This window comes from Pseudomonas sp. MS15a(2019), assembly GCF_013277805.1.
GTDB lineage: Bacteria > Pseudomonadota > Gammaproteobacteria > Pseudomonadales > Pseudomonadaceae > Chryseomonas > Chryseomonas benzopyrenica.
Genome location: NZ_VBTN01000003.1, coordinates 519,641 through 532,447 on the forward strand (window position 1 = coordinate 519,641; position 12,807 = coordinate 532,447).

Annotated in this window: 11 protein-coding genes; 2 read left to right on the forward strand and 9 right to left on the reverse strand. The window is 67.7% G+C overall.

Annotated elements, in window-relative coordinates; all coding sequences use genetic code 11:
* Window positions 1–101 precede the first annotated feature (101 nt).
* On the reverse strand, window positions 102–1,091 hold the full coding sequence (locus tag FEZ61_RS05955) for a GlxA family transcriptional regulator (RefSeq protein ID WP_173147747.1): 990 nt from the start codon (window positions 1,089–1,091) through the stop codon (window positions 102–104).
* A gap of 107 nt (window positions 1,092–1,198) precedes the next feature.
* Between FEZ61_RS05955 and FEZ61_RS05960 the strand changes: the two genes are divergently transcribed.
* Entirely contained in the window at window positions 1,199–1,747 is a 549-nt protein-coding gene (locus FEZ61_RS05960) for a cysteine hydrolase family protein (protein ID WP_093251852.1), read from the forward strand.
* A gap of 348 nt (window positions 1,748–2,095) precedes the next feature.
* Entirely contained in the window at window positions 2,096–2,641 is a 546-nt protein-coding gene (locus FEZ61_RS05965) for a ProQ/FinO family protein (RefSeq protein WP_059315147.1), read from the forward strand.
* A 332-nt stretch (window positions 2,642–2,973) separates the two neighbouring features.
* On the opposite strand, the gene FEZ61_RS05970 is transcribed toward FEZ61_RS05965, so the two are convergent.
* From FEZ61_RS05970 to FEZ61_RS06005, 8 genes are all read right to left on the reverse strand, one after another.
* Window positions 2,974–4,530, reverse strand: coding sequence for an altronate dehydratase family protein (locus tag FEZ61_RS05970; protein ID WP_173147749.1), 1,557 nt, complete (start codon window positions 4,528–4,530; stop codon window positions 2,974–2,976).
* A 13-nt stretch (window positions 4,531–4,543) separates the two neighbouring features.
* A complete protein-coding gene (locus tag FEZ61_RS05975; RefSeq protein ID WP_173147751.1) occupies window positions 4,544–5,554 on the reverse strand; it encodes a zinc-binding alcohol dehydrogenase family protein in 1,011 nt (336 codons plus the stop codon).
* A complete protein-coding gene (uxuA, locus tag FEZ61_RS05980) occupies window positions 5,554–6,738 on the reverse strand; it encodes a mannonate dehydratase (RefSeq protein WP_173147753.1) in 1,185 nt (394 codons plus the stop codon). Before uxuA ends, FEZ61_RS05975 begins: the two co-directional genes overlap by 1 nt.
* Before the next feature lies 1 nt (window position 6,739).
* Entirely contained in the window at window positions 6,740–8,173 is a 1,434-nt protein-coding gene (locus FEZ61_RS05985; protein ID WP_173147755.1) for a mannitol dehydrogenase family protein, read from the reverse strand.
* Window positions 8,170–9,447 carry an MFS transporter gene (locus FEZ61_RS05990; RefSeq protein WP_026083873.1) on the reverse strand — a complete coding sequence of 426 codons (1,278 nt, stop codon included), beginning with the start codon at window positions 9,445–9,447 and terminating at the stop codon, window positions 8,170–8,172. Before FEZ61_RS05990 ends, FEZ61_RS05985 begins: the two co-directional genes overlap by 4 nt.
* A gap of 69 nt (window positions 9,448–9,516) precedes the next feature.
* Window positions 9,517–10,545: a Zn-dependent oxidoreductase gene (locus FEZ61_RS05995; RefSeq protein WP_093251871.1), complete on the reverse strand. Its 1,029-nt coding sequence runs from the start codon at window positions 10,543–10,545 to the stop codon at window positions 9,517–9,519.
* A 14-nt stretch (window positions 10,546–10,559) separates the two neighbouring features.
* Window positions 10,560–11,771 (reverse strand): D-mannonate dehydratase ManD, encoded by a 1,212-nt coding sequence (gene manD, locus FEZ61_RS06000; RefSeq protein ID WP_093251876.1) that lies wholly within the window; start codon window positions 11,769–11,771, stop codon window positions 10,560–10,562.
* 4 nt (window positions 11,772–11,775) lie between these two features.
* Window positions 11,776–12,759, reverse strand: a complete 984-nt coding sequence (locus FEZ61_RS06005; protein WP_017641283.1) for a sugar kinase — start codon at window positions 12,757–12,759, stop codon at window positions 11,776–11,778.
* Window positions 12,760–12,807: the final 48 nt, after the last annotated feature.

A 12,807-nucleotide genomic window follows, 5' to 3' on the forward strand; every position in this document is an offset into this window, starting at 1 on the left:
TGCCGATCCAGCAGGCCTGATGGGTTCGGGTGAGAGCAGCAGACGTCGGTCTGGTGCTGGCTAGACTCGCGGATGAGCATGCGTTGCAGCGAGAGCGGGCCTCACCGCCCTGCCCTCACCACACCCCCGAACCGCCGCCGGTAATCCCCCGGGCTCAGTCCCACGACACGGGTGAAGACCTTGCGGAAGGCGCCCGGATCGCTGTAGCCCACCTCCCAGGCGACGCGTTCGAGGGGCAGACGGCTGGCCTGCAACAGCTCCCGGGCGCGGCCGACGCGCAATTGCTGACAGTAGGCCGTGGTGGTCATGCCAGTCGCCTGGCGAAAGCGGCGCAAAAAGGTGCGCTGTTCGAGTCCGGCGCGCTGGGCCAGGGTAGCCAGGGCGATGTCCTGGGCGCCGGTTTCCTGCAGCCACTCCTGAACGGCGAGGACGGCGCTGTCGCCATGGCTCAGGCGCGGCGAAAAGGCGCTGTAGTAGCGCTGCTGCCGACCCGGCGGGTCGATGACCAGGATGCGCGCGGTATCGAGCATCCGCTTGGCGCCCAGGTACCGATCGACCAGGCGCAGGCCGAGGTCGGTCCAGGCCATGAGGCCGCCCGCGGTGACGAGATCCTCGCCATCGATGAGGAGCTGGTCGGCGTCCAGGCGGACGGCAGGGAAACGCGCATTGAAGCGCTCGACATAGAGCCAGTGGGTGGTGGCGGTGCGGCCGTCCAGCAAGCCGGTTTCAGCCAGCAGAAAGGCGCCGGCGCAGATCGAGGCCAGACGCACGCCGCTCTGGTGCTGGCGACGTAGCCACTCGCGATAGGGCGCAGCAGCCTCCGGTGTGATCGGCTCAGCCAGGCTGGGTGGCAGGATCAGCACGCTGGGTGAGCCGCTCGCTGTGGGCAGCGAGTCGTAGACCCGCCTGGGCGCCGCTGCGCCCTTCTCCAGCCGCCAGTGGCTGACGCGCAATCGAGGGCGCTCCGCATCCTCCGCGGTCCCGGTCAGGCGCCCGGCGATCTCGAACAGATCCGTGAGGCCGTGGACCGTCGCCAGTTGCGCGCCGGGATAGAGCAGCAGACCGAGTTCGACCGGTGGTTGATCGTGCATGTGTCGCTGGCACCCCTGATGTTGTCGGTCACGCCCCTTCGCCTGCCGGCGCGGCTGGCCAATCATGACCGGACCCAAGACCTGAAGCATCTTCCGAGGAGCTGGACATGAGCAAGCACGCCGTCGTCGTCATCGATCTGCAGAACGAATACCTCCCCACCGGCAAATTGCCCCTCGACGGCATCGAGGCCGCGGTCGCCAACGCCGCCCGGATCATCGCCAACGCCCGCGACCAGGGCGTCCCGGTGATCCATGTGCAGCATCAGTCGCTCAGCAGCGAGGCACCGATTTTCGTGCCTGGCAGCGAGGGCGTCGCGATCCAGGCGGCCGTCACGCCCCAGGCTGGCGAGCCGGTGGTGGTCAAGCATTATCCCAATGCCTTTCGGGAAACCAACCTGAAGCAGCTGCTGGACGAGCGGGGTATCGGCTCGCTCGTCGTGGTGGGCGCCATGAGCCATATGTGCATCGATGCGGGCGTCCGGGCCGCGGCCGACATGGGCTACGCCGTGACGGTAATCCACGATGCCTGCGCCACCCTCGATCTGGAATTTAAAGGCGTCCGGGTGCCGGCTGCCCAGGTGCATGCCGCCCTGATGGCGGCGCTAGCCTTTGCCTATGCGAGCCTGGAATCCACCGACGCCTATCTCGCCGGCTAATGCGCTGGCGAAAGGTTGCCCAGGCCGGCGAGGAATTTCAGCCGTCGCGCCGCAGCCTCAGGTACCGGCTCGACAGGGTCGGCCCCGCGCAGCAGGTATTCTCCAGCCGATGTTCGGACTGTTTTCCAAAGACGCAGTAGGTATCGCGCCTGACCGGTGGTGGCTAGAAAACGTCCGTCAGGACCACCATCCGCCGGGAAGGACACTTTCAAGGATGCCTTATCGGCAGGCCAGCCTTTAGAATGACGAGCTAACCGGTTTGGCCGTGCCGATTTGCAAAGGGCGCGGTCCAAGCCCGGCATGGGTTACCCTTGCACGTGAATTCTATTTGGAGCGGTGAGCTGAACGATGGGCTTTGAGCAACTAGCTGAACTACGCGACCGCCTGCGGGCCGAGAAAGCGCAGGTAACGACCGAGAGCAAAGAGCGGCCGGCGCGGAGACCTTCACCGAAAGCCAAGCCCCGCGAGCAAAAGCCCCGCGAGCAGGATCCGGTGGTCGAGGGCATCCGCCGCCTGCAAAAGCATTTCCCGCTGGCCTTCCCGGTCAACCCTGCGCCCAAGGTGCCGCTCAAGGAAGGTATCCTGAAAGACGCCGAGCAGCACCTGGAGCGGCTGGGCATCACCGGTGACCAGCTCAAGCAGGCCATCGCCACCTGGTGTCGCGGCACTCGCTACTGGGCGGCCATGACCGAGGACGCGCCTCGTCTGGACCTGAATGGCCAGCCGGCCGGCAGCGTGACCGCTTCCCAGGCGGTCTATGCCAAGCAGCAGGCGCGCCGCCAGCGCGCCCAGGCCCGCCGCGAGCAGGCCAAGGCCAAGGCTGAAACGGCCTCGCCCGCCGAGCCCGAAGCCACCGAACCCGTCGCCGCTCCCGCGGACGGCGAATCGGCCTGACGCCGATGGCGCGCTGCCCTGGGCGGCGCGCCACTCGACGACGGGTTGCTGTTACAGCAGCAAGGCTACTTCTCCGGTAACGATCGCGACTGGCGCGGCCATCTGGTGGTCGCTATCTCCGTCGCCACACCCCTTTCATCCTTGCAGCGTTCGCTGCGGGGCCGAAGTCTGGCACCTGCCCCGCAGCCGGGATAGCCGAGCCTGATAGGCTTCATCGCGTCATTCCAAGACGTCGAGCCCCTGCTTCCGCTTGGCAGCCTCCACCAATAGGCGGCGCCCTTCTCCAAGGGGATGCGGGTGCCCGCTGTCTATCAGGCGAGCGGGTTCACCCTTCAGGTCACCGCACCCAGTTGCCAGGGCACGAACTCGTTCTGCCCATAGCCATGCAACTCGCTGCGACTGCGCTCACCCGAGGCCAGTGCCAGCAGGCGTTCGAAGATGAAGGCGCCGCGCTCTTCCAGGGTGGTGCTGCCATCGACCAGGCCGCCGCAATCCACGTCCATATCGTCGCGCTGACTCTCCCACAGGCGGGTGTTGGTGGCGATCTTGAGCGATGGCGTCGGTGCACAGCCATAGGCGGAACCGCGCCCGGTGGTGAAGGCGATGAGGTTGGCGCCGCCCGCCACCTGACCGGTGGCCGAGACCGGGTCGTAGCCGGGGGTGTCCATGAACACCAGACCGGGGCTGCGCACCGGTTCGGCATAGCCGTAGACCGCCATGAGATCGGTGGAGCCGGCCTTGATCACCGCGCCGAGGGATTTCTCCAGGATGGTGGTCAGGCCACCCGCCTTGTTGCCCGCCGACGGATTGTTGTCCAGGCTGGCGCCCGCACGGGCGCAATAGTCCTCCCACCAGCGGATGCGCTCCACCAGTCGCTCGCCTACCGCCGGGCTGGCGGCGCGTCGGGTGAGCAGGTGTTCGGCGCCGTAGATCTCCGGGGTTTCCGAAAGGATCGCGGTGCCGCCGGCGGCCACCAGCAGATCCACCGCGCGGCCCAGCGCCGGGTTGGCACTGATGCCTGAATAGCCGTCCGATCCGCCGCATTGCAGACCAAGGATCAGATGCCGGGCGCTGACCGGTTCGCGCTCCACCTCGTTGGCCGCAGGCAACAGGGCTTTTACGGCTTCAATGCCGCGAGCAACGGTGGCGGTGGTACCGCCGCTGTCCTGGATGTTGAGGCTGCACAGCCCCGCATGCTCGGCGAGACCCTGGTCAGCCAGCAGCGTGGGGATCTGGTTGGCCTCGCAGCCCAGGCCGATGAACAGCACGGCGGCGAAATTGGCATGGGCCGCGTAGCCGCCCAGGGTGCGACGCAGCACCGCCATGCCCTCTCCCTGGGTATCGATGCCACAACCGACGCCATGGGTCAGGGCTACCACGCCGTCGACATGGGGATAGGGCTGCAGCGCCTCGGGGTGGACGTCACGCCGAAAGTGGTCGGCCACGGCTCGCGCCACCGTCGCCGAGCAGTTCACCGAGGTGAGGATGCCGATGTAGTTGCGGGTCGCTACCCGCCCGTCCGGCCGGACGATCCCCAGGAAACTGCGCTCGATGGGCGCTGGTGCGCCACGGGCCTCGATACCAAAGGCATGCTCCCGGGTGAAGTCGCCCATGGCTAGGTTGTGCACGTGGACGTGGCTGCCGGCGGCGATGGCCTCGCGGGCGAAGCCGATGATCTGACCATAGCGTCGTACCGGCTCGCCCACCGCTATAGGGCGCACGGCGACCTTGTGACCGGCGGGCACAGGTTCGCGAACCTGCACCCCTTCCTCCGGCAGTTCCAGGCCCGGCACCAGTGGCTGGCGGGCGATGAGCACATCATCCTGGGGATGCAGACGCAGGGTGGCGCGGGCGGCCGCCGCGGCGCCGCTGCGGGTGATCAGTTCCATGTCCGTCTCCGCTTCAGCATTCGATGAGCGCCTTGACCACGCCCTCGGCAGGATCGAGCAAGGGTGGGAAAGCCTCGGGCACCTCCTCCAGGCGCAGTCGGTGGGTATTCAATGCCTGGGTGGGTACCAGCCCGCGTCGGAGACAATCGTGCACGTGGCGGAAATCCTCGGCGGTGGCGTTGCGGCTACCGAGCAGGGTCGCCTCGCGCTTGTGAAATTCCGGATCGGCAAAGCTCAGGTTGCCCTGGACGATGGACACCAGCACGTACTTGCCGCCATGGGCGATGAAGGCGAAGCCGCGCTCCATGGCACGGGGATTACCGGTGGCGTCGAACACCACGTCGAAGAAATCGCCGCAGGTGAGGTCGCGCAGGCGCGCCTCGTCGTCCTCGCCAAGCGCGACCGTGGCCTGCACCCCAAGATGCTCGGCGCAGAAGGCAAGGCGATCGGTACGGCCGTCCAGCACCGTCACCCGCGCCCCGCGCAGGTGGGCGAACAGTGCCACCGCCATGCCGATGGGACCGGCGCCCACCACCAGCACCTGCTGCTGGGCGGCTACCTCACCGCGCCGCACCGCATGGGCGCCAATGGCGAGAAACTCCACCATGGCCGCCTGATCGGCATCCAGGCCATCCGCACGGAACAGCGCGCTGTGGGGCAGACTCAGGTAACCGGTCATGGCGCCATCGCAATGCACGCCCAGGACCTGGATGCGGGTGCAGCAGTTGGTCTTGCCCTGGCGGCAGGCCACACAATCGCCACAGGACAAATAGGGCATCACATAGACCAGGTCGCCCTCGGCGAGGCCCGAGTCGGCTTCGGTCTCGGTCACCGTGGCGGAGATCTCGTGGCCCATGACCCGCGGATAATTCAGGTAGGGCTGATTGCCGGAAAAGATGTGCAGGTCGGTGCCGCACACCCCGACCCGCTCGATGCGCACCAGGGTTTCGCCCGGGCGACGCGGGGGCTTCTCCCGCTGCTCGGCGCGCAGCAGACCGGGTTCCTGACAGACGATGGTCAACATCAGTGTCTCTCCTCTTCCAGACGACGCACGGCCTGTTCCACGCCGCGCAATTCGGCCAGGCCCTTGAGCCGGCCGATCAGCGAGTAACCTGGATTGGTCCGTCGGCCCTGATCATCCAGCAGTTGGTGACCGTGATCCGGTCGCATCGGCAGGCGCGCCCCGCCTTCGCGTTCGCGGCGACGCTCCTCGCGCACCAACTCGCGGATCACCCCGACCATGTCCACGTCGCCATCCAGATGATGGGCTTCGTGGAAGCTGCGTGGATCTTCCTCACGGCGGGTCGCCCGCAGGTGGACGAAGTGAATGCGCGAGGCGAACTGGCGGGCCATGGCTACCAGGTCGTTGTCGGCGCGCACGCCATAGGAGCCGGTGCAGAAGGTCAGGCCGTTGGCGGGGCTGGGCACCGCCTCCAGCAGCCACTGGGCGTCGGCGGCGGTGGAGACCACGCGGGGCAATCCCAGCAGCGGCCGGGGCGGATCGTCCGGATGCACCCCCAGGCGGATCCCCACCTCTTCCGCCACCGGCACCACGGCCAGCAGGAAGACCGCCAGGTGCTCACGCAGGCGCGCGGCGTCGATCCCGGCATAGGTGGCCAGCAACTGTCGGAGGTCGGCGACCGAATAGCCTTCCTCGGCACCGGGCAGCCCGGCGATCAGCGTGCGTACCAGCTCTTCGCGACCGGCCGCGTCGAGACCGTCGTGATGGCGACGCGCCCGTTCGATCTCCGCGGCGGAGTAGTCCGCTTCGGCCCCGTCCCGCTGCAGGATGCAAAGGTCGAAGGCGGCGAAGGCATCCTGATCGAATCTCAGCGCCCAGCCGCCGTCGGGTAGTCGATGGGCCAGCTGGGTGCGGGTCCAGTCCAGCACCGGCATGAAGTTGTAGCAGACCACGTCGATGCCGCACTGGGCGAGGTTGCGCAGGCTCTGCCGGTAGTTGTCCAGGTAGCGCTCGTGCCCCGGCAGGCCACGCTTGATGTCTTCGTGTACCGGGATGCTTTCCACCACCGACCAGCTCAGACCCGCCGCCTCGATCAGCGCCTTGCGCTCGGCGATGGCCGCTACCGGCCAGACCTCGCCATTGGGAATCTCGTGCAGCGCCGTGACGATGCCGGTGGCACCGGTCTGGCAGATATCGGCGAGGGAGATGGGATCGCGCGGGCCGAACCAGCGCCAGGTATGTTCCATGTCAGACTCCTTGATCGGTCAAGTCGGCGATGGCCGTGCCTATGCCCGCCTCGGCGATGCGCCGATGGGCCTGCTGCACCGCTTCGCGGAAGGCGGCCTGCTCGGCCAACGCTGGCGGAAAGACCTCGGCCAGCGCCAGGACGGCATCGACCCGCGCCACGCCCTTAGGCAAGGCGGCCAGGGTGGCGCGCAGGGGATCGTCCAGGGCCTCGCCCTCGGCGTCACCAAAGTGAATCCAGGCCGCCACGCCGAGGGCGGTACAGGAGAAATCATTGCCCTGCTCCAGCAGCCGCTGGGCTCCCAGCAGCCAGCGCTGGGGCAGCTTTTGCGAGCCATCCATGGCGATCTGGCGCAGCCGGTGCTGCAGGGCATCGTTGCGAAAGCGTGCGACCAGGGCTTCGGCATAGGCGTCGAGATCGACACCATCGGGCATGTCCAGGGTTGGCGCCGCCTCGCGACTCATGTAGCGGTGCACCAGAGCGGCCAGCTGACGGTCGGCCATGGCCTCGGCCACGGTGCCGTGGCCGGCCAGGCTGCCCACATAGGCCAGCAGCGAATGGCTGCCATTGAGCAGGCGCAACTTCATGGTCTCGAAGGGGCGGACGTCCGCCACCATCTGCACCCCTTCGTGTTCCCAGTCCGGGCGTCCCTGAGGAAAGCGATCCTCGATCACCCACTGGCTGAAGGCCTCGCCCACCACCGCGGCCGGGTCATCGCAGCCAAGGTCGCGCAAGCGCGCGAAGGCGGCCTCGTCCATGGCCGGCACGATGCGATCCACCATGCTGCAGGGAAAGGCCACCTCGGTGGCGATCCAGGCCGCCAGGCCCGCGTCCTGGGCCTCGGCGAGGGACACCACCGCCTGGCGGGTCCGCTGGCCGTTGTCGGGCATGTTGTCGCAGCAGAGCACGGTGAAGGGTGCGATACCCGCGGCACGCCGGCGGCGCAGGCCTTCCACCAGCAGCCCCGGTGGGGTGCGCGGCGCCCGCGGTTCGGCGAGGTCGTGGACGATGCCGGGATCGTCGCGCCGCAGGGCACCGCTGGCGGGACTCAGGCAGTAACCCTTTTCCGTCACCGTCAGGGTGACGATGCGCACCCCGGGATCGGCCAGCCGCGCCAGCAGGGCCTCGCGCTCGGCACCGCCGTCACCGGCATAGAGCACCTCGCGCAGGGCGCCGATCTCGCGCAGCACCCCTTCGCGCCGGTTGCGGTACTCGGCCACGTGATAGCGACCCTGCTGAGCGCGCAGGGTCTCCACCAGCGCCCGCCCCGACCTCAGGTTGGCGCTGCTCAGGCCCCAGGCACCACCACCATGGCGAGCCAGGTTGCGTTCCAGGTAGACCGCCTGGTGAGCACGGTGGAAGGCGCCCAGTCCCAGGTGGACGATACCGATGGCCGGCGCCGGATAGCGCGAGGGGATCCGTTCGAAGTCGCTCATCGGGTGCCTCCCGCGGCCAGCTCGGTCGGTGCGCTCGCCGGCCGCTCGGCCAGCGGCTTGACGAAGCGCGCCACGCACAGCGAGCCGATCACGGTCAGGGCGCCGGCCAGCAGGAAGGCGCTGGTGAAGGCCCCGGTGAACTGCACCAGGTAGCCGGTCACCGCCGGGCCGATGATGCCCGAGGTGTTGGCCAGGAAGTGCATGAAGCCGCTCACCCCGCCGACCCGCGCCGCCGGCACCGTGTCCTGGATGATCGCCCAGTAGATGGCGCCGGTCAGATAGAGGAAGAACACCGAGAGCGCCACCAGCGCCACGGCCGCATAGAGGGTGCTGACCAGGCCAGCCACGGCGATACACAGGGCACAGGCCAGCAGACAGGTCACCAGCACCACCTTGCGCGAGAACATCAGCCGGCCGGTCTTGCGGAACACCCAGTCGGACAGATAGCCGCCCACCGCCAGGCCGATGAAGCCCAGCACCCAGGGGATCACCGTGGCAATGCTCATGTCCTTCACGTTGAGGCCGTAGGCCTGGATCAGGTAGCTGGGAAACCAGGTCAGGAAGAAGAACAGGGTGTAGTTGTAGGCAAAGAACGCCAGGGCGGTGAACAGCACCGTGGGCTGGCGCAGATAGTACTTGAGCGGCCGCACCTCGGTATCCACCACGGCCACGGCGCGCTCCTCGGCGGCGATGTCGGCGGCCAACTGGCCGGTCGGCTTGTCCTTGATCCAGAGGTACCAGACCACGGCCCAGACGAAGCCGATCAGCATGATGACGATAAAGGACACCTTCCAGCCGTAGGCCACGGCGATCACCCCGACGATGGGGCCGGAGATGGCCCCGCCCAAAGGGGTGCCCGACATCGACAGGCCCAGGGTGCGACCCCGGTTATGGGGCGCGTACCAGTTGTTGACCATCTTGCTGGTGGAGACGCTCAAGGGCCCCTCGGCCATACCGAACAGCACCCGGATCACGATCAGCGCGGCGAAGCCCGAGGCCAGCACCGTCAGGCCACTGAACGCCGACCAGAGCACCATGGCCAGCAGCAGCGTGGTCTTGGCGCCATAGCGATCGGCGGCCCAGCCGCCAATGAAGTTGAACGCCGCATAGCCGACGAAGAAGGCGCTGAACAGCAGCCCCATCTCGCCGGCGCTCAGCGCGAAGTCCTTCTGGATCAATGGCGCCGCCACCGACAGCGCCGAGCGATCCAGATAGTTGACGACTCCCGCCAGGAACAGCATGACGAGTACCAGCCCACGACCTTGTCCAGCCATTTGTTACCTCCCGCTCATTGTCTTTATTCGGTAAGGCATAAGAGAACTCCCCAGGGGGAGTCGGATTTTTCAGACGTTGCCGCCCCACTGCACCAGCACCTTGCGCGTCTGCTCGGGGTGCCTTTCGATCAGCTCGATGGCGCTCGGCATCTCCTGGCTGGCCACCTGATGGCTGATCAGCGCCGCGGCATCCAGCTTGCCCGCCGCCAGCAGCTCGATGACCCGCGGGAAGCGCCCGTTGTTGAGCCGCGAGCCCACCAGGGTCAGTTCCTTCTTGATGATCTCCAGCTGCACCAGCTCGCTGGGCGTGGCGCTGAAACCCAGCAGGCCGATGCGCCCGGCCGGCGAGGCCAGGCGGACGATCTCCGGAAGCAAGGCCGGATGGCAGGCGGCGTCGACGATCAGGGGCACGCCCTCGCCGCCGGTGGCCTCGCGCAGCGCCGCCTCGACATCGGTATCGCGGCCATTGAGAGTGCGGGTCGCGCCCAGGGCACGGGCGGTGGCCAGGCGATCGTCCAGCACATCGGTCACGGTGATGTCGGCGATGCCCAGCGCCCTGGCCATCTGCACCAGGGTCAGGCCGATCACCCCGGCGCCATAGATCAGCAATGAATCGCCGGGAAAGACCTGCATCCGCTCCAGCACATTGAGGGCGATGCTGTAGGGCTCGACCAGCGCGGCCTGGGCCAGCGGCAAACCGGGCGGCAGGCGATGGGCATTGGCCGCGGGCACGCAGACCTCTTCGCTGAAGCCGCCATCGCGATGCACCCCCAGCACCTGCAGGCGACTGCAGACATTGGGCCGGCCGATGCGGCAGGGATAGCAGCTGCCGCAGGCGATCACCGGATCGACGCAGACCGGATCGCCCACCGCCAGGCCGCTCACGCCCTCGCCTACCTCGCGCACCACCCCGGCGAATTCATGGCCGGTGACGCGGGGAAAGCGCACGAAGGCGTTCTGCCCATGGATGATGTGCATGTCCGAGCCGCAGATGCCGGCATAGGCCACCCCGACGCGGACCTCGCTCGGTGCCAACACGGGCACCGCGACCTCTTCGATGCTGAATTCGTGGGGTGCTCTGACCTGAAAGGCTTTCATCCTGGATTCCTCGCTCACCAATGCCACAGGGTGCCGTCCACCAGCCGGTTCACCGGCAGGCTGGCGCGTTTGTACGGATAACGGGCGGCGAGGTCTTCATCGATGTCCACGCCATGGCCGGGCACCTCGCCCGGAGTGAAATGGCCGTCCGCGAAACGATAGGCATGGGGGAAGACCTCCTCGATGCGCGCCTCGTGGGGCATGTGCTCCTGGATGCCGAAGTTGGGTACCCAGGTGTCGAAGTGCAGCGCCGCGCCCATGCACACCGGTGACAGGTCGGTGGCGCCGTGGAAGCCGGTGCGCACCTGGTAGAGCGCCGCCAGATCGGCGATGCGCCTCATGTGGGTGATGCCGCCGGCATGCACCAGGGTGGCGCGGATGTAGTCGATCAGCTGCTCCTGGATCAGCTCACGGCAGTCGTGGATGGAGTTGAACACCTCGCCCACCGCCAGCGGCGTGGTGGTGTGCTGGCGGATCAGCCGGAAGGCTTCCTGGTTTTCCGCCGGGGTGCAGTCCTCCAGCCAGAACAGGTTGTATTCCTCGACCCTCTTGCCCAGCCGCCCCGCTTCGATGGGCGTCAGCCGGTGGTGCACGTCGTGCAGCAGGTGCAGGTCGTCGCCGAAGCGCTCGCGCACCGCGGCGAACAGCTTGGGCACGTGATTGAGGTACTTGGCGGTGTCCCAGACGTGCTCGGCCGGCAGGTCGCTGTCGGCCGGTTCGTAGCGCTCGCCCTCGCGCTTGGCCACGCCATAGGTGGTGGGTATGCCCGGCACCCCGCACTGCACCCGCACCGCGCGATAGCCCTGCTCGACATGGCGGGCCACTTCGTCCAGGCAGCTCTCGATGTCCTTGCCGGTGGCATGGCCATAGACCATCACCCGCTCGCGGCTCTTGCCGCCGAGCAGCTGGTACAGCGGCATACCAGCGGCCTTGGCCTTGAGATCCCAGAGCGCCACGTCCACCGCGGCGATGGCGGTCATGGTCACCGGTCCGCGCCGCCAGTAGGCACCGCGATAGAGGTACTGCCAGATGTCTTCGATGCGGTGGGCGTCACGACCGATCAGCGCCGGCAGCACGTGCTCCTCCAGGTAGGCGACGACCGCCAGCTCGCGGCCATTGAGGGTGGCGTCACCCAGGCCATGGAGGCCTTCGTCGGTGACGATCTTGAGCGTGACCAGATTGCGACCGGGACAGGTGACGATGACGCGGGCTTCAGTGATCTTCATGGCTTCAGGCCTGGGCAGTGAGAGAAAGAAACAGGGGCGGCATGGCCGGCATGGCCGCGCGCGAGATGAGCGCGCCGGGATGCTGGATGACCGTGGCCGCCAGGCGATGGCCCCAGGAGGCGGCCACTGCGGGCGCTCCCTCCTGAAGGCGGCAGGCCAGGTAGGCGGCGCTGAAGGAGTCCCCGGCGGCCGTGGTATCGACCACCCGGGCCACCGCTTCGCCGGCCACTTCCTGGCGTCCTTGGCGGTTCTGCAGCAGGCAGCTGCGTGCGCCGCGCTTGAGCGCTACCTCGGCCACGCCCCACTCGGCGTACTGGGCGAACAGCGCCGCCTCGTCGGCGAAACCGAACAGGGCGGCATCGTCTTCCCAGGTCACCAGCGCCAGATCGGTCAGTTGCAACAGCCGGTGATAGGCCGTGCGCGCGGCCTGGACACTCGGCCACAACCGCGGCCGGTAGTTGTTGTCGAAGACGATGCGGGTGCCGGCGGCACGAGCCTGGCGCAGAGCCTCCAGCAGCCGCTCGCGGCCGGTATCGGTCAGCACCGCCAGGCTGATACCGCTGAGGTAGAGCACCTGATACTCGGCCAGAGACGCCAGCAGCGGTTGGGCCTCGGCACCGTCGAAACACTCACGCGCCGCCGCCTCGCCGCGCCAGTAGAGAAAGCGCCGCTCGCCGTCGGCGTCGGTCTGGATCAGATAGAGGCCCGGCAGACGTCCGGGCAGCACCCGTACCCGCTCGTCCCCTACGCCCTCCTCACGCCAGCAGGCGCGCATGGCCTGGCTCAGGCTGTCGTCGCCCACCGCGGTGAGGTAATCCACCTGCACCCCGTCGCCCCCCAATAGCCGCCGCAGATAGACAGCAGCATTCAGGGTATCGCCGCCAAAGGCCTGGCCCAGCTGGCCATCCATTTGGCTGCGCAACTCGACCATGCATTCACCGATGAGGCCGATGCGGGTGATGGGAGTCGCTAGGAAGGCCGCGCTCATGCGTCCTTGCTCCAGGCCGTAGACGAACTTTGCACCCTGGCGACAGGC